The following is a 16,824-nucleotide window of genomic DNA, read 5'->3' as shown; positions in this document are numbered from 1 at the left end:
AAAGCTACGAGGCCGGGCTCTACCTCCGAGGCTCGATCATGTGGCTGAAACTCCTCACTTCACCCACATGATCCGAACCTCGAACAGCTCCTAGATCCGCTCGTGTGATGCCAAGACCGAGCCCGCTTCGGAGGCCGGTACACAGAGAATCATCGGTGCCGGGCGAAATGCGAAAAGATGCGAAGCTGAGCTACTTGGCTCGGTCTGCTGAATGTCGATAGCGGGGACCATGCGATGCGCAGGTCCCCGCTGTCGACATATTCGTGATCGGAATCCGTCGGTCCTGCCGTGCCAGGGCGGAGGTGATCGGCAGACCGGGCACCCCCATCCCGTGAGAATGAGGAACATCGCATGGACGATCCCCAGCACTACCGTTCGCTGCTGGCAGGCATCCTCGACCAGCCGATGTGCCTCATCTGGTGTGCCGGGATCGGTGTGGACGAGGTGCTCTCCGAGGTCGGCGGGCAGTCGCACACGGTCGTGCGACGGAGCTTCCGGCAGACCTCCGAGGCCGCCTACGACGCGATGCCCCAGCAGGCCGGTGCCGTGCTGGCTGGACGATTGGGCGACTGGGTCTTGGCCATCGAGCCGAACGGCTTCCAGGGGTCACGCCTCAACGTGCTGGCCAACCTGTCCCGCGACGGGCGGGCGCTGAGCGTGTTCTGGAATGCCAGCGGCGATGCCCAGATCGCCTATGCCGAACAGGGGCGGGTCCTCGCGACCGTCGACCCGTTCGACCCGGAGGGTGTCGAGGGTGAGGAGCCGGAGCGCCTCACCGCCTGGATCGAGGCCCTGCCCTTCGATGATGACTGGAAGGTCGCGGCGTTGGCCATGGGCGAACTGCTCACCGGACAGCGTCTCGGCAACGACTGGCTCACCGCCGACCATCTCAGCGCACTGACCGTGGTCGTGCCCGACAGCGATACCCCGGCACCGACCGACGAGCGGCGCGAGTTCATCCGGATGCGAGACGAGCTACTGCTGCGGGAACCGAGACTCGCGGAGCTCTTCGCCGATCCCACGCCGGACCGGCTCCGTGAGGTCGCCATTCTGACCGCCGAAACGGCCTGCGCGCAGACCGGGTTGGCCGGCCCACTGATCGATGAAGCCTTCGCGGCGCTGAACACCTGGCGGGCCGATACGCCGGCGTGGCGAATTCGGGAGGCACTTGAAGAACTCCAGCACGACCTGCTCACCCAGGTCTCGGCGGCTCTGCCCACGGCTCCCGTGGACGCCGATGGGCTGCAGCGGCAGGTCTTCGCGGCCAACGTGCTGCTGGCGGCATTGAACGAGGACGCCTTCACGGCAGCCATGGACACGATCTGGCGGATCGGCATGATCTGGCTGGACAGCGAGAACAACATCCGTCTCAGCATCCTGCGCCACTCCTACGAGGAGATGAAGAAGCGGGTGTGAGTCACCAAACACGCACTTCGCGGTCACCCGTGTTTACGTAGAATACGGCCATAAAAACACGCAGTGTGACGAATACCCCCTTGCCTCCACTCAAGAAGGAGTAGCCAAGGGCAAGATGAACTACTCCGTTCGTGGCGTCCAGAAGACCCATAACCTGCTATGCGGAGACGCACTTAAGACATTCTATGGCCATTACCGGATCCTCACCTATGACCCTGTCAACACCATCACCAAGGTCAGCGACAGCCCTTTCTGGGTGAAGATCGTGAATTGACCGCCGTTAAATGCATGACTGCCGAGCGCAGCCCCGCATTCCCTCTTCTACATGAGGACGCAGAGAATGACGAATGCAGAACAGGGGCTTCCCACGGAAAACCAGTGGGACCTACTGGTCGAGTATGGGCAGTGGCTCGATCAGGGATTCCACGCCCTCTGGATGGAAAGCGACGACCAGGCGGAACTGGCCCGGCTTCTCAGAGTGGATCCAGGATCGCGCCTGGAGTGCGACCTAAAAACCGTGTTTGAGACTTACGAGGGCCTGCCGGAAAAGGCTATCTGGATGGGCCAACATGCACCTGGTTGGACACACACCTTCGCCTTCGGCATGTACTCGTACCACCCCGCGATTCGCAACTTGGGAAAGCGACGCGTCTTCGAAATATACTTCTCGGGAGAAATTGGTGAAGGGCTTGAGCCGCTGTACCTCAACTACGACGGGGAACAACTTGGTGATATCACCCCGCCATTAGTAGAAGGCGGACCAATGGACCTCCCCGACTACCTGCCCTACACGGCAGGGCTAGAACTCGACAACAAAGGAACGCCCTGGGACGTGCATCTCTTCTTCTGCATGATGGGCCGCATCACCGGACGCTTCGCCGACCGGGAATGGTGGACGTCGACTCGTACTTTCTATCGCATCCCTGACGGGGCATGGGAGGATTGAAGACTCAGATGTAGGCGGTGAAATGCCCTGGAGATTCCCAACAGACCACTCGCCGACCTCGTACGACTGGCGTGGCACGGCCACAAATATCGGCCCCATAGAGTTATCCTTGAGCGATTCCCGCCAAGGAAAAGCAACCACTGCACGACGAGCTTGTGACTTTAATCGAAGCACTAGCATCAAAATTGAGCGCATTGAAACGCGAAAACGCCCGACTCGGGATCGAGAACGCCGAGCTGCGGCGGCAGCCGGGGCACAGCTCGCGGAACTTCTCGGCTTTTGCGCCGACTATCGCGTCGCGCCCGGCAATCAGTTCTTGGTCAGGATCGTAAGCTGATCCAAACAATGATCAGATTGTCCAGCTGAATGCCTGTGAGTGGAGGCGGTTTAACCGCCTCCACTCACAGACTTGCTCGAACTTCGCAAGGAGTTGTCCGTTGAACCTGGTACGAGCGATGCCTGCGGAGAGCCAGTGGGATCTCCTGGAGGAGTATCTCCTCAACAGCCGCTTCGATGTGGCCTGGATCGATACGGAGGATGTCGATGAAGCTGCGAAGCGTTTCCGGGCGGATTCGTGCTCTGGGGTTCTCTGCGATCTCGATACCGCGTTCGACCTGATTGAGAGTGACGAGCAGGAGACTCTGGTCTGGATCGGGACGCATTCCCCGGGCTGGTCTGTCTCGGTCACCATGAACAGGGGTTTCACGCTGTCCGAAGAATCGAGCACCGGAGGAAGGGGCATCCTCGCTCATTGGCACATGGCCGGCCTGTATGAACTTGCCGACGAAGGGATGGTCTACTACCACGACGGAGAGTATGTGGGCAGGGTGGGCGAGGAGGCGTTCCAGGGTTACGCGCTGGACCTGGATCCGGATGATGCCGGGTTCCGGGAGCAGGTGGAGTATTACCTCATCCTGGCGGGGCGGATCACCGGCAGATTCCTCGACCGGGACTGGTTCGCGACCTCACGCGTCCTTTACCGCGTACCCCGCGACGCCTGGCCACGCTGAGCGAACCTGCCCTCTCGCGTCACTGAAGAAGCGCGGACCGCGACCATCGCCCACCACCCCGCACTCCGGCTTTGAGCTCCCGGTCGGCGGGGAGGTCCGCGGTCCAGACCTCCCCGCCTGAAGCGGCTCAGGCCGCGATGGGTGCCCGGGTCGGCCAGGGCGTCTCGTCGCTCGTATCCGGGTGGGTCTTCAGCGCGCCCGGTCCGCTCCCGACGGGTGCCTCGCCGGCGTTCGGGCCTCGTGTCCCCGTCGTGCCTCGCCGCTTCGTCGTCGTGCTTCTCGCCGCCTTCGCCCTTCCGGCCACGGCCTGTCCCTCCGCCGCTTCCTCCCTGGCGGGACCGTGGCCCTGTCCGGTGAGCCCGGGGTCGGCCGGACGCGGCGGGACCTCGACGGCCTCCCAGACATGAGTGGTGGCCTGCTCCGGGTGAGCGGTGGAGCCTGCGGAGATCGCGTCGTGGGTCGCCTCACCGTCCGGCGTGATCTCCACCTCGTGCGGCGCGGAGGGCTCGGTGTCGGAGCCGGTCTTCAGCGGAGACGGGGCGCCGAGAGCCCCGGCCGCGACGGGGGCGCCGCCGCTCATGGCCCAGTCGGAGGTCTCACGGTCAAGCTCGATCCGCTCCGCGCTGCCCAGAGCCGCGACCGGCCCGCCGCGCTGCGGCTTGGTGAAGCTCCCGAGCCCCCAGCGCAGGTCGTGGCCGAGCGAGTTGGCCTCCACCTCGGGCATGAACCGGCGCTCTCCCTCATGGGCGAACTCGCGGATCCGCAGCCGTCCCTGGACCACGACCGGCTGGCCCATCTGGACCGACTGGGCGACGTTGTCGGCGAGACCGCGGAAGCAGCGGACGCCGAAGTAGGTCGTCTCACCGTTGCGCCACTGCTGGTTGTCCCGATCGTAGTAGCGGCTCGTTGAGGCGATCTTGAGTGAGGTCACCCGGGAGCCGTCGGGGAAGGTGTGCTGGCGCGGCGGGGCCGCGACGTTACCGGTCAGCGTGACGTAGATGTCGTTCATCGTGCCTCCCATGAGAGCCGGCCGAGCGCCGGCGGCATGAAGGACACGATCGCTCTGTCCGCCCCTCGCGCGGATTACCGAATCACGCTCTGTGGAAAAGCCCAGGGAGCGCGAGGAGGCTGTGGACAACCGGGACCCGCCCACCTCATCCCCGCTGAAAGCAGGTTCACGACACGCGTGGGAAAGCCGTGGGCAACCAGGGCTGTCGACTTCGCCCTCGTTGAAAACAGCTCCACGACACGCAGGAGAAGGCCGTGAACAACCCGGCGGGGAAGGATCAGTCCTTCAGGCTCCGCATCGCCGAGTTGAACTCGTTGTAACGGGTCAGCTCCCGCTCCACCGGCTCGATCACCATGTTCTCGGCGATCCCGGCGACCCTGCGGCGCATCTCGCGCTCCAGTGCGTCACGTTCGTTGCCCGCGCCGAGCACGACGAAGTTGCGGCTCGCTATCGCGGTGAGCGCCCCGAGCCCCAGGACGGAGAAGATCATCAACCCGACCCACGGCAGTGAGGCCGCGTCGGCGAACATCTCCAGCCCTTGCGGCGGGGTTCCCAGCCCGAAGACGCCGTAGGCGAGGGCCGTACCGACCCAGGCCAGGCCCGCGACGAAGAGCAGGACCAGGAAGTACTGCCAGGCCAGCAGCAACCGCCACCAGCCGGGCACCCTGTCCAGCCTCGGCGCGACCTCGGACAGCTCCTCGGAGAGCACCTCGGGCAGCTGCGCGGAGCGGGAGCGCGCGGCGTCCCTGATCCCGTTCTGCCACGCCTCGTGCATGCCCGAGGTCAGGCCGTCGGTGAGCGCCTGAACGGCGGTGTCCACCTCGGCGGGCTGCGCGCTGACCGAACCGCCGCTCAGGCCGCGGATCTCGTCTCGCAGTTTGCCCAGGCGCAGGCTCTTCAGCGGGTCGGGGCGGAGCTTGGCGGCCCAGCGGGTGTAGGGCCAGCCGACCCACTCACCGGACCGCGCCGCGTACACGTTCTCCATCGCCTCGCCAACCGCGGGGACGCCGACCGCGTCGCAGAGCGCGTCGGTGAGACCGATCCTGCGGGCGTCGTCGATGGCGGAGGGCGAGGAGGCACCGTCGGCGGGCATGACCTTCGCGAGGCGGAGCGTGAGCCGGTCGAGATCGGCCTCCAGCCGCTGGGTCGCGGCCCTGCGCTTGGAGACGGTCTCGGCGAGGACGGCCTTGAGCTCGTCGACGCCCCTGCCCATGATCGCCGAGGTGGTTACGATCACGGGGTTCTCGACCCCCTCGCGGCGGAGCAGGCCGTCCAGGTCCTCGACGCACTCGGCCAGTTCTTCCTGGTCGAGCTTGTCGGCCTGGTTGAGTACGAAGATCGTCACGGCCTCGTGCCCGGCCAGATCGGTCACGTAGCGCCGGTGCGTGGAGGCGTCGGCGTACTTCTGCGGGTCGAGCACCCAGACGACGAGGTCGGCGATCTGGATGAGCCGGTCGGCCTCGGTGTCGGTCAGCGCCCGGATGGAGTCGTGGTCGGGCAGGTCGAGCAGGATCAGCCCGTGAAGCTGGCCCTCGTCCTTGTCCAGGGCGCTGGCCCGCGCGAAGCGGTGCCGCCACTGGATCTGCAGCCAGTCGAGCAGCGGGCCCGCCCCGTCCAGGCCCCAGACGCAGGCGTGCGTACGGGCCGTGGTCGGGCGGCGCACCCCCGTCGGCGACAGTTCCAGGCCGGAGATCGAGTTGAAGAGCGTCGACTTGCCGCTGCCCGTACCTCCCGCGAGCGCGACCACGGTGTGCTCGGAGGAGAGCTTCAGCCTGTCACCGGCGCGCAGCAGCAGCTGACCCGACTCGGTGAGGAGCTTGGGCTCGACCTTGCCCGGCCCCAGCTCCACGATCCGAGCCAGCGCGGCGAGCCGGCTGCCGAGACCCTGGCCTGACTGGGTGGTGCCAACACTCATCGGGCGACCTCAAGGTTGTACGTTGCCTGGTAAAGGCGGGTGGCGGCGGATTCGTCAGGGATGCCCGCACCGTCGAGAGCCTGGGCGTAACGCGCCATCTCGTCGTCGAAGAGCATGCCGATCCGGGCCCGGAGATCGCTCCGGGCCTTCACGCCGAGGTTGCGCAGCGACTCCGCGCCGAGCAGCGCGTGCACCAGCCGTTGCGGCAGTGCCCCGGCGCCGTTCCGCTCGTCCGAGGAACCGTAACCGAGCAGCCCGATGGTCAGGATCAGCGAGAGGGACTCGTCGTCGAACGAGATCACCCTCGCCACCGCCCGTTTGGTCACCCCCTCGGTGCGTATCAGCTCGATGATGTGCTCCTGCCAGGCCGCGACGGCCCGGCCGGTCCTGCGCGCGAAGTCGTCGGAAGGACGGCCGAGATCGGGGGACGCGGCCAGGGCCTCCTGCGCGCCGGGGCGGTTCAGCCAGCGCGAGGCGGCCTCCTCAGAGGCCCGCTGCGCCGCCGAGACGACCACCGACTCCAGCCCCGCACGCAACGCGGACTTCAGCGCGCTGATCCGCTCGGGCGCCTGCTGGTTCGCCTTGCCGCCGAAGCGGCTCGGCCTGCGCAGGTGGAGGGTACGCATGAGGTCGCCGGACCCGGCGAAGTCCTGCCAGCGGGCGAGCACCTCACCCCTGAGCAGCGAACCGTCCTCGGTGCTCTTGTCGACGTCGGCCATCGCGCGGGCGTAGGCGCCGTCCACGTCGCCGCGCAGGTCCCTCCGGAAGGCGACCTGAACCTCCAGGTGCTTGGCGAGGGCGGGAACGCGGGTGCGGAAGCTGTTCAGCACCCCGTCCAGGGTCGCCCGTACGGCCTGCGCGCGGCGCCGGTCGTCGACCGAGAGATCCGTGAGCCACTGGCGCAGTTCGCTCACCTCGGCGTCGGGGAGCATCCCGTCGGTGACCCTGGTCTCGTTGATGACGAACCGCTCGACCTCGCCGAGGCCGTACTCGGTGAGCATCCTGACGAAGTGCTTGGTGATCACTTCTCGGGACCTGGGCGGCACCCGGGAGAGCACGATGGCCAGGCGGGCTCCACGCTCCTTGGCCAGGCGCAGCAGCCGCCAGGCCGGGGCGTCGGCGTACCGGGCGGCGGTGGTGACGAAGATCCACAGATCGGCCGCGTCGAGCATGCGGTGGGCGATCTCGTGGTGCTCCTCGACGACCGAGTCGATGTCGGGGGTGTCGAGCAGGGCGACACCAGAGGGAAGGTGCTCGGTGGAGACGAGCACGAGGCTCCCCGAGGCGGCCTCGGGGTCGGGCTCGCTGAGCCGCCGCAGGCTGCCGAGCAGGTCGCTCTCGGTGAACCACTCGTGGTCGTCGGGGTGGCAGGCCAGGATGGGCGTGCCGGTCGTCGGGCGGCGTACTCCGGTCGCGCTGATCTTGGCTTTGGCCAGGGTGTTGAGAAGCGTGGACTTGCCCGCGCCGGTGGAACCCGCGACCACGACGAGCGCGGGCGCGGTGCTCGTGTGGACGCGCGGGATCACGTAGTCGTCGAGCTGGGCGAGGATCTCGCCCTGGACCCGCCTCGCCTCCTCCGCGCCGGGGAGGTCAAGGCCGAAGGTGAGGTCGGTGACGCCGGCGCGTACGGCGGTGAGCGCGTTGCTCAGTGCCTCGGAGACGGCCTCGGGAAGCGCGGTCTCCCGCGTCCCGTCCGGCGCCGCCTCCTCGCCCTCGCCTCGGCGCTCTTCGTCCTCGTCCCGGGGTTCCTCGTCCTCGCCTCGACGTTCGTCGTCCTCACTTCGGAGTTCGTCGGTCTCGCCCTGGGTTTCCTCGCCCTGGGTCTCCTCGTTCTTGATCTCCTCGCCGCCGTCGACGGTTCCGGCCTCGTCCCGGACATCGTCACCGGCCGCGTCGTCGCCCCCGTCCTCGTTCTCGCCCGGCGTCTCGTCGGCGGTCGCGGAGGGCTCGGCGTCACTCGCGGTTTCGTCGGCGATGCCGGTGTCTGCGGTGGCGACCGTGGCGTCGCGCCGGCCCTCACCGCTCTCGGCCTCGTCGTCCTCGACGAGGCCGGTGGTGCCCGGTGTGCCGCCGTCGCTCCCCGCGTGGTCCTCGGAGTCGTTCCGACGTTCCTGCGAGGTCGTGCCGGGAACGACCTCGTCCGGCTCCGCGTCCTTGTCGGATCGTTCCTGCTTCTCCTCCGCCCTGCTCGCGCGAAGGGGCGGAGCGCCTCCGGTGCCGGAGTCGCTGCCGGGGGCGCCGCCCTCGGACCGGGAGAGGGCTTCCTCAACAGCGGTGCCGGAGGCGGAGACCCCTGTCTCCCGCGCAGGGTCCGGGACTTCCTGGGAGGCGGGAGCCTCGGTGTCGGTTCCGGACGGGGAGGTGGCGGGGTCGGCGGTGCGAGGGACGTTCGTCGGAGGAACGGGTGCACCGGGACGGAAAAGCGCACCGGGAGCGGCATCCCCACCGGCAGGCGCGCTCGGAGGCACCGGAGCACCCGGACGGAAGATCGCGCCGGGTTCGGCCGGGGGTGCGGGAGCACCGGAGGTCTGGGGTGCGGGAGCACCGGACGAGGGCCTGGCGGGGCCACCGGTGCGAGGGACGTTCGGAGGAACGGGTGCACCCGGACGGAAAAGCGCACCGGGAGCGGCATCCGCATCAGCGGGTGCGGATGGAGGGACAGGAGCACCGGGACGGAAGGCCGCACCGGGGGCGACGTCCGCGCCGGCACGTGCGCTCGGAGGCACAGGTGCACCCGAACGGAAGGCCGCGCCGGGAGCGGCGTCGGCACCGCCCGGAGCGCTCGGAGGAACGGGTGCACCCGGGCGGAAGGCGGCGCCGGGAGAGCCGGCTGCGGCGCCTCCGCGAGAGGCCCCCGGAGGGCCACCGGGGGCGCCCTGCCCTCGGGGAGTGCCCTGAGGAGCCGTAGGCGTGCCCCCACGAGGAGCAGCCGGGGGTGTGCCCCCACGGGGAGCGCCCGGAGAAGCAGGAGCACCCGGCGAGGCGGGGACGCCACGGGGAGCGGGGGTCCCGGGGCGGGGGGCCGCGCCGGGCGAGGCGGGAGCACCTCCACGGGGGACACCCGCGGAAGGACGAACCCCCTGACCAGGGGTCGTGCCGGGCGCGGAGGGAGCACCTCCGCGAGAGGCACCGGGGGCAGCGGGGCCGCCCTGAGCGCCGCCCTGACCGGGGGCCGTGGCGGGGCCGCCTCGGGAGGGACTCGTCGGGCGGTTGCCCTGAGTGCCCTGGGAGGCGGGCTTGGCGGCCGCTTCGCGGGCGCGGGAGGCGGTGATGGCTTCGATCTTGGCCTGTGCGGCGGCGGCCGCGGCGTGGAATGCCTCCATCGTCTCCTTGGAGGCGGGTGGGGCCGCGGGGTCGCTCGCCTCGGCGGAGGTCGCGGGACCGCCTCCCGCCGGACCCGCCGTCCTGCCCGAGGGCGCGGCGGTGCCGCCTCCTCCGGCCGGGGTCGCGGGACCCGGTGTCCTGCCCCGGGGCACGGCGGGGCCGCCGGCCGCCCTGGGAACGGCTGTCCCCGGTGGCTGGGCACCCGGAGGCCGGGTGCGGGCGCGGATGGAGGCCGCGTCGTCGTCGGCACGGATGGCGCCGAAGGTCACCGTCTGCTCGCCGGGGGATTCCCTGTCGTCCGACGAGGTGTCGTCAGGCGGCTCCTGGGGGGTGCCGGCGAGGCGAGGGTCACGGCCACCACCCGGTTGGGGGGGCCTGTTGGACGCCGATTTCACGGTACTCGCTCCGCTCGAACCATCTCGACCTCCTGGCCGACCTTCACGACATCCCCGACGATCACGATCGCAGGTGGTCGAATCCCAGCCGCGCTCACGCGCTCCGCCACGGTGGACAGCGTGGCGTAAAGAGCGCGTTGGGTGGGAAGGGTACCGTCCTGTACCACCATTACGGGAGTTTCCGGCGAACGGCCGTCACGAATCAGCGCTTCGGTTATCGCGCCGATTCGTTCGACCGCCATCATAAGCACCAGTGTTCCGCCGGATCTTGCCAGATTAGGCCAGTCGACGGTGGATCTCTCATCGCCGGGCGGAACATGTACGGAAATCACGTGAAATTCCTGGCTCACTCCGCGATGGGTCACGGGGACGTTCGCCGCGGCGGGCACCGCGATCGGACTGGTGATACCGGGAACCACGATGACCGGGATGCCCTCGCGGGCGCAGGCGAGCATCTCCTCGCCACCGCGACCGAAGACGAACGGGTCGCCGCCCTTGAGCCTGACCACGAATTTGCCCTGTTTGGCGTGCTCGATCAGCAGTTCGTTGATCCGCTCCTGGGCCATGTAACGACCATAGGGGATCTTGGCCGCGTCGATCAGCTCGACGTCCGGCGAGAGCTCGTCGAGCAGGGGCTGCGGGGCGAGGCGGTCGGCGACGACCACGTCGGCCTGGGCAAGCAGCTGCCGCCCGCGGACCGTGATCAGGCCGGGGTCGCCGGGTCCTCCGCCGACCAGGGCGACGCCCACCGGCTTGGTACGGTTGCGCCTGGCGTCGACCGTGCCGTCCCTGAGGGCTCCGACGACGGCGTCCCTGATCCCGGCGGCGCGGCGGGGGTCGCCTCCGGCGGTGATCGCCACGCTGATCTCGTCCACCTTGCCGCTGGCCGGGGTCCAGGCCGCCGAGGCGTCCTTGTCGTCGGCGCGTACGCACCAGATGCGTTTGGCCTCCGCCTCCGCGGCCACCGCGGCGTTCACCGCGCGGTCGTTGGTGCAGGCCTGCACCAGCCAGGCCCCGTCGACGTCGCCGACCTGGTAGCGCCTCGCCTCCCAGGTCACGCGCCCCGTGGCGATGAGGTCGTCGAGGGCGTGCGTGACGCTCGTCGAGACGACGGTGACCAGGGCGCCCGCGTCGAGCAGCGCCGGCACCCGCCGCTGGGCGACGCGTCCTCCACCCACGACGAGCACTCGCCGCCCGGAAAGGCGCAAGCCAAGCAGGTAGGGCGACATGGCGACCGATCTCCCATTCACGAGGAATTGCGAAGCATGGCGTGCTAGGAGGTAAACCTACCGGCTAATGGCGCCCGCTTCACTGCGCCCGTGTTAACAGCTGTCAAGACTGGGCTGACCGCTGTCAACCTGTCCCTCCAAGCCTTCCGTACTTGGCTTCCTCCCCGCGACCGAAGCCGGAGGATTCGCGCGGCTGATCTGCGGACAAGCCGCGACCGTGACGGTTGGATCAGGTTTCCTTGTCCGTCACACCGGCGGAGTCGAAGGTCGCGACCTCGTGCATCACCCTGACGGCCGCGCAGACGATGGGGTGGGCGAGCAGGCCACCCGTACCCTCGCCGAGCCGGAGTTCCAGCTCGACCAGGGGCCGCAGTCCGAGGTGATCCAGCGCGACGGCGTGTCCGGGCTCGGCCGAACGGTGCCCCGCCACACAGTGGTCGACGACGTCGGGGGCGAGGGCCGCCGCCGCCAGCGCCGCCGCCCCGGCGATGACACCGTCCAGGATGACCGGTACGCGAAGGGCGGCCCCGGCGAGGACGAATCCGGCGATCGCCGCGTGCTCCAGGCCGCCGACCGCGCCCAGCGTCCGCAGCGCGGACATCTCCGAGGCACTGTCCCGTCCGTGCTCCAGGCCGTTCGCCCGCAGGGCCTCGCGGACCACCTCGACCTTGCGCGCGAGGGTCTCGTCGTCGACACCGGTGCCCCTGCCGGTCACCACGGCCGCGTCGTGCCCGGTGAACGCGCAGATCAGCGCGGCCGAGGCGGTGGTGTTGGCGATGCCCATGTCGCCGGTGATCAGGCAGCGGGCGCCTCCCTCGACGAGGTCGCGGGCCACGGCGATGCCGGCCTCCAGTGCCGCGACCGCCTGCTCGGGCGTCATCGCGGGTCCGGCGGACAGGTCTGCGGTGCCGTACGCGACCTTGCTGATCGTCAGGCCGGGCGCGGGGTCGAGGTCGGCGGCCACGCCGACGTCGACGACCGTCACCGAGACGCCGGCCTGGACGGCGAAGGCGTTGGCCACGGCGCCGCCCGCGAGGAAGTTGCCGACCATCTGCAGCGTGACCTCCCTCGGCCACGGGCTCACGCCTCTGGCGTGGACGCCGTGGTCGGCCGCGAAGATCGCCAGAGCCGCGGGAGCGGGGAGGGGCGGAGGACTCACCGCCGCGGCTCCCGCCAGCCGTACCGCCACGTCCTCCAGGGCGCCCAGCGCGCCACGGGGCTTGGTCAGGCGGTCCTGGTGGGCGCGGGCCTCCGCGACGGCCGCCGGGTCCGCGGGACGAATCGCCGCGATGGTCTCCTCAAGGGTGGTCATGTGATCATTCTCCCTTGAATCCGGATTTTCGGGAAAATACCGAAAAGTCATACCGACCCGCCGAGAACCGACGGATCACCAGGCGATGCCGCTGAGCGCCTCCTCGTAGCGCTCGATGACCACGTCGGCCAGGCCCTCGCAGTCGCCGATGACGTCGGCGCAGCGGACGTCCAGATTCGGGTGCCCGGCCGCGTAGGCCATCGCCTGCGCCCAGACGCGGTCGAGCAGGCCACCGGCGAACAGCAGGTAGGGGACGACGATCACGCGCTTGGCGCCGAGGCGGCGGCAGCGCTCGATGCCGCCGGGCACGCCGGGCGGGGTGAGGGAGACGAAGGCCGTCTCCACCGTCATGTACTCGTGGGCGTGGGTCTCCCAGAAGAGGCGGGAGACCCGGTGCACGTCGGCGTTCGTCTCGGGACTGGTGGAGCCGTCGCCGACCAGGACCACGGCGGTCTCGCCGATCTCGATGTGCTCGGGCTCGTCGTCGAACACCCCGGCGGCGGCCGGGACGAGCCGGAGGCTGGCGACCTCGGCCGCCGCGTCGGCCAGACGCTCGGCGAGCAGCGCGAGGATGCGCGGGTCCGAGCCGAGGGGACGGCCGTAGTCGCAGGTCAGCATGGGGTGCCTCTCCTGCTCGCGAGCCATAGCCGAGGGGATGTCCGCGCCGAGCCACACGTCTCCGGCCAGGCTCATCGGCTGGGCCACCATCCGGTGGTGCCCGCGAGCGACCAACGAGGCGACGGAGTCGCTGAGGCGCGGCCTGGCCCTGGCGATGTAGCCACCGGAGACGTCCACGGCCTTCTGATCCAGGCGGCAGCGCAGCCGATGGACGAACCTACCGAATTCAGCAGATCCATTGTCGTCGTGCGAGCCCTGCCCGATGAGCAGCAGCGGCGGTTTCATGGAACGGGGACTCCAATGACCTTGACCTGGGGTTACGCAGTGGCGACTCGCGACAATATCCGATAAAGCCACTCCATGGACAGGTAACGGATCGGTAAATACGTCTTTTCTCACACGGGTGTGACGGGTGGTGCGGATTGGACCGGTGGTGGCGACACTCCCTCACCCTCCAGGCCATCTGGATCACACGCCCTGGCACGCTAGCCCGGCTCGCGGGAGACGTCCAGCATGGCCACGCCGCCGTTCCACACCCCGCGCACCCCTCCCCCTTCCCGGCCAGGCATGACGTCCATCGCGCCACCCGCGACACGAAAATCCCGCGTGGATCAGGACAGATCACTTCTGAGCATTCCGAACACCACGATGTCGCGCGGACCGTCCTCCCCCAGCTCGGCGGCGCGAAGTACGCCCTCCCTGACGAAACCGGCCTTCTCCGCGACCCGGAGGGAGGCCGTGTTGTCCAGGCCGGCGCGAAGCTCGATCCTGCGTATCTCCGTGGTCTCGAACACCCAGCGCGCCACACCGAGCAGGGCTTCGGTGGCGTAGCCCCGGTCCCGGTGCAGCGGATGCACCCCGTACCCGACCTCGGTGGTCCCCGCACCCCAGAGGGTCCTGAAGAAGCTGATCGCGCCCACGATCAGCCCGTCGGCCTCCATCGCCAGGTGCACGCCCTGGCCGGAGCGGCGCAGTTCGTGCACCCCGTGGGAGAGCCACTGGGAGATGCCCGACGGGTGCCCAGGGGCGCCTGGCGGCAGGAACCTGTCACGCGCCCTGATCACCGAGCGGACGCGGGGGGCGTCACCCAGGCGAAAAGGCCGGATCACGAGCCGGCCGGTCAGGATCGGCGGATCGGGGACGAAGGCGGTCACGCGCCCTCCTTGCCGGGAGATGTGTGGTCCCAACCTCACCCCGGCGAACCCCGCCCGCGCAAGATCCCGATCCGGCCCGGACGGGCCGGGCCGGATCGGGATCCGAAGGGAACGCCTCGACGGACGACGAGCCGGTGGCGATCATCCGGACCGAGTCGGCTCGGGGTACGGCTCAGCGGGCGACGACCTCCCGTCGGCGAGGATCGTCCCCGCCGAACCGGCTGGGGGTACGACGGCTCAGCGGACGATGACGACCTCCAGCGTGCGTGGGCCGTGCACGCCCTCCACCCGGTTCAGCTCGATGTCGCTGGTCGCGGAGGGGCCGCTGATCCAGGTCAGCGGCCTGGTGGGGTCGAGCCTGCCGACGGCCTCGGGGACCCCGGCCACGATCTGCCCGGCCCGCACCACGCACAGGTGGTAGTCGGGGACCAGGGTGAGTGCCCGCCGCCCCTGGCCGGGTCCGGCGTCCAGCACGATGGTGCCGGTCACCGCGATCGCGACCGCGCATCCGGTGACGACCCCGTCCACCCCGTCCAGTTCCACCGCGCTCAGCGGAGGGTCGTCGGTGACCGGGTCGTCCGGAGCCCACTCCGGCGGCAGCCCTTCGGGGACGACCAGTCGGCCGGCGCCCCGCCGGGCCAGCGCCGCCGCGACCGTCGCGGCGACCTCCGCCTCGTCCACCACGTGCACGACGGCCCGGTAGTCGGCCACACGCTCGGCGAACAACTCCACCACGCCCTCCGGGGCCACCGACTCCGGTGACGTGCGGTAGGCGCGGGTGATCTCGACGTCGGGCGCTCCTGCCACGGCGGAGCGGATCCTCGCCAGAATCCGCTCCTTGGCCCCCGTACCGGAGAAACCACCCGAACCCGAGGAGCCACCCGTACCGGAGAAACCACCCGTGGCCGAGGAACCGCTCTTGCCGGAGAGGGCACCCGCCCCCGAGGAGGCACCGGACGGCCGCCCGGGACCAGGCGCGGGGGACGCTGCTCCGGCGGTCATCGGGCACCTCCGTCGGTACGGTTCCACCAGTCGCGGAAGGACTCGGCGGGGATGTCGGGAATGTCACGGGTGTCGGTCCAGGCGGAGAGCGGCCCCGGCAGGCGGCCGGGGACGAACCTGCGCAGGCGCCCGCCGAACCGCTGGGCGCGCGCCAGCCGCGTGGGGCGGTCGAACACCCACCCTGCGGCGCGCATGCCCAGGCGCTCGGCGCGCGCGTGGCGGACCTTGCCGCGCAGGTGGACCAGGACCTCGGGGATGTCGATCGCGACCGGGCAGGCGTCGAAGCAGGCGCCGCAGAGGGTCGAGGCGTACGGCAGCGACGCGTCCAGCTCCGAGGCGGTCCCGCGCAGCTGCGGGGTGAGGATCGCGCCGATCGGTCCCGGATAGACCGACCCGTACGCGTGGCCTCCGGCGCGCTCGTAGACCGGGCAGACGTTGAGGCAGGCGGAGCAGCGGATGCAACGCAACGCCTGGCGGCCCACCTCGTCGGCGAGCACGTTCGTGCGGCCGTTGTCGAGCAGCACCAGGTGGAACTCCTGGCCCTCGGTCGCGCCCGTCCAGGTGGAGGTGTAGGGGTTCATCCGCTCGCCGGTGGAGCTCCTGGGCAGCAGCTGGAGGAAGACCTCCAGGTCCCGCCAGCTCGGCAGCAGTTTCTCGATGCCGACCACGCTGATCAGCGTCTCGGGCAGGGTGAGACACATCCGCCCGTTGCCCTCGGACTCCAGCACCACCAGCGTGCCGGTCTCGGCGATCATGAAGTTGGCGCCGGAGACGGCGACCTTGGTCGACAGGAAACGTTCGCGCAGGTGGAGCCTGGCGGCCTCGGCGAGGGCGCGGGGCTCGTCGGTCAGGTCCTCGGGCGCCGCACGGCCCCAGTCGGCCATCTTCTCCTGGAAGATCTCGCGGATCTCCGAACGGTTGCGGTGGATCGCCGGGACCAGGATGTGCGAGGGCCAGTCGTCACCGAGCTGGACGATCAGCTCGGCCAGGTCGGTCTCGTAGGCGGTGATGCCCTCCGCCTGGAGTGCCTCGTTGAGGCCGATCTCCTGGGTGGCCATCGACTTGACCTTGACCACGGTGGTCTCGCCGGTGGCCTTGACCAGGTCGGCGACGATCCTGTTCGCCTCCTCGGCGTCGGCCGCCCAGTGGACGTGACCGCCCGCGGCGGTGACGGCCTCCTCCATGCGGAGCAGGTAGTGCTCCAGGTTGCGCAGGGTGTGGTCCTTGATCTCCTTGCCCGCCCGGCGGAGCTCGGCCCAGTCGGGCAGCTCGTCGACCACGAAGGCCCGCTTGCCGCGGATCGTGCGGGTGGCCCTGCGGAGGTTGTATCTGAGCTGCGAGTCCCGCACGGCGACCGCGGCGTTCGCCGGGAAGGCGGGCATGCCCAGGAACGTGCCGCTCACCGGTGGACCTCCCTCACGTGAGTCCTCTCGTCGACGCTCTCCTCGTCAACGCCCCTCTCACCGACGCTCCTCTCGCCGACGGCTCTCTCAC

General features: G+C 69.6%; 12 protein-coding genes and 1 pseudogene. 4 read left to right on the top strand and 9 right to left on the bottom strand.

Annotation, left to right across the window (positions count from 1 at the left end):
• Positions 1-351 precede the first annotated feature (351 nt).
• The 4 genes and pseudogenes from ABT352_RS15020 (at position 352) to ABT352_RS15005 (ending at position 3,372) form a co-directional block, all read left to right on the top strand.
• Positions 352-1,416, top strand: a complete 1,065-nt coding sequence (locus ABT352_RS15020; RefSeq protein WP_350945381.1) for a DUF6461 domain-containing protein — start codon at positions 352-354, stop codon at positions 1,414-1,416.
• 43 nt (positions 1,417-1,459) lie between these two features.
• Positions 1,460-1,690: pseudogene (locus tag ABT352_RS15015) on the top strand (NucA/NucB deoxyribonuclease domain-containing protein); the annotation flags it as partial.
• Between the two features lie 66 nt (positions 1,691-1,756).
• Positions 1,757-2,362 carry a hypothetical protein gene (locus ABT352_RS15010; protein ID WP_350945380.1) on the top strand — a complete coding sequence of 202 codons (606 nt, stop codon included), beginning with the start codon at positions 1,757-1,759 and terminating at the stop codon, positions 2,360-2,362.
• A 437-nt stretch (positions 2,363-2,799) separates the two neighbouring features.
• Positions 2,800-3,372 (top strand): hypothetical protein, encoded by a 573-nt coding sequence (locus ABT352_RS15005; RefSeq protein WP_350945379.1) that lies wholly within the window; start codon positions 2,800-2,802, stop codon positions 3,370-3,372.
• Positions 3,373-3,499: 127 nt separating this feature from the next.
• Here the strand turns inward: ABT352_RS15005 and ABT352_RS15000 are convergent, their stop codons facing one another.
• The 9 genes from ABT352_RS15000 to ABT352_RS14960 form a co-directional block, all read right to left on the bottom strand.
• Complete coding sequence (locus ABT352_RS15000; protein ID WP_350945378.1) at positions 3,500-4,381, bottom strand: single-stranded DNA-binding protein; 882 nt, start codon at positions 4,379-4,381, stop codon at positions 3,500-3,502.
• A gap of 277 nt (positions 4,382-4,658) precedes the next feature.
• On the bottom strand, positions 4,659-6,296 hold the full coding sequence (locus ABT352_RS14995; protein ID WP_350945377.1) for a GTP-binding protein: 1,638 nt from the start codon (positions 6,294-6,296) through the stop codon (positions 4,659-4,661).
• Positions 6,293-8,764, bottom strand: coding sequence for a dynamin family protein (locus ABT352_RS14990; protein ID WP_350945376.1), 2,472 nt, complete (start codon positions 8,762-8,764; stop codon positions 6,293-6,295). Before ABT352_RS14990 ends, ABT352_RS14995 begins: the two co-directional genes overlap by 4 nt.
• A gap of 1,247 nt (positions 8,765-10,011) precedes the next feature.
• Positions 10,012-11,244, bottom strand: a complete 1,233-nt coding sequence (cobA, locus tag ABT352_RS14985; RefSeq protein ID WP_350945375.1) for a uroporphyrinogen-III C-methyltransferase — start codon at positions 11,242-11,244, stop codon at positions 10,012-10,014.
• Between the two features lie 229 nt (positions 11,245-11,473).
• Entirely contained in the window at positions 11,474-12,556 is a 1,083-nt protein-coding gene (gene cobT / locus ABT352_RS14980; RefSeq protein ID WP_350945374.1) for a nicotinate-nucleotide--dimethylbenzimidazole phosphoribosyltransferase, read from the bottom strand.
• A gap of 75 nt (positions 12,557-12,631) precedes the next feature.
• Complete coding sequence (locus ABT352_RS14975) at positions 12,632-13,459, bottom strand: sirohydrochlorin chelatase (protein WP_350945373.1); 828 nt, start codon at positions 13,457-13,459, stop codon at positions 12,632-12,634.
• Between the two features lie 326 nt (positions 13,460-13,785).
• The gene (locus ABT352_RS14970) at positions 13,786-14,328 is read right to left on the bottom strand and encodes a GNAT family N-acetyltransferase (RefSeq protein WP_350945372.1); all 543 of its coding nucleotides are present in this window, start codon (positions 14,326-14,328) and stop codon (positions 13,786-13,788) included.
• Positions 14,329-14,565: 237 nt separating this feature from the next.
• A complete protein-coding gene (locus ABT352_RS14965) occupies positions 14,566-15,330 on the bottom strand; it encodes a LutC/YkgG family protein (protein WP_350945371.1) in 765 nt (254 codons plus the stop codon).
• Positions 15,327-16,733, bottom strand: coding sequence for a lactate utilization protein B (locus tag ABT352_RS14960; RefSeq protein WP_350945370.1), 1,407 nt, complete (start codon positions 16,731-16,733; stop codon positions 15,327-15,329). Before ABT352_RS14960 ends, ABT352_RS14965 begins: the two co-directional genes overlap by 4 nt.
• Positions 16,734-16,824: the final 91 nt, after the last annotated feature.

Source organism: Streptosporangium sp. NPDC000563, from assembly GCF_040299985.1.
Taxonomy (GTDB): Bacteria; Actinomycetota; Actinomycetes; order Streptosporangiales; family Streptosporangiaceae; genus Streptosporangium.
The sequence above is the reverse complement of the archived record's forward strand: the minus strand, read 5'-3'. Positions and strand labels throughout refer to the sequence as shown.

Excerpts from the sequence above, each read along its gene's own strand:
- ABT352_RS15020 (WP_350945381.1), top strand. The coding sequence starts at position 352 with ATGGACGATCCCCAGCACTACCGTTCGCTGCTGGCAGGCATCCTCGAC.
- ABT352_RS15010 (WP_350945380.1), top strand. The coding sequence starts at position 1,757 with ATGACGAATGCAGAACAGGGGCTTCCCACGGAAAACCAGTGGGACCTA.
- ABT352_RS15000 (WP_350945378.1), bottom strand. The coding sequence starts at position 4,381 with ATGAACGACATCTACGTCACGCTGACCGGTAACGTCGCGGCCCCGCCG.
- ABT352_RS14995 (WP_350945377.1), bottom strand. The coding sequence starts at position 6,296 with ATGAGTGTTGGCACCACCCAGTCAGGCCAGGGTCTCGGCAGCCGGCTC.
- cobA (WP_350945375.1), bottom strand. The coding sequence starts at position 11,244 with ATGTCGCCCTACCTGCTTGGCTTGCGCCTTTCCGGGCGGCGAGTGCTC.
- cobT (WP_350945374.1), bottom strand. The coding sequence starts at position 12,556 with ATGACCACCCTTGAGGAGACCATCGCGGCGATTCGTCCCGCGGACCCG.
- ABT352_RS14975 (WP_350945373.1), bottom strand. The coding sequence starts at position 13,459 with ATGAAACCGCCGCTGCTGCTCATCGGGCAGGGCTCGCACGACGACAAT.
- ABT352_RS14965 (WP_350945371.1), bottom strand. The coding sequence starts at position 15,330 with ATGACCGCCGGAGCAGCGTCCCCCGCGCCTGGTCCCGGGCGGCCGTCC.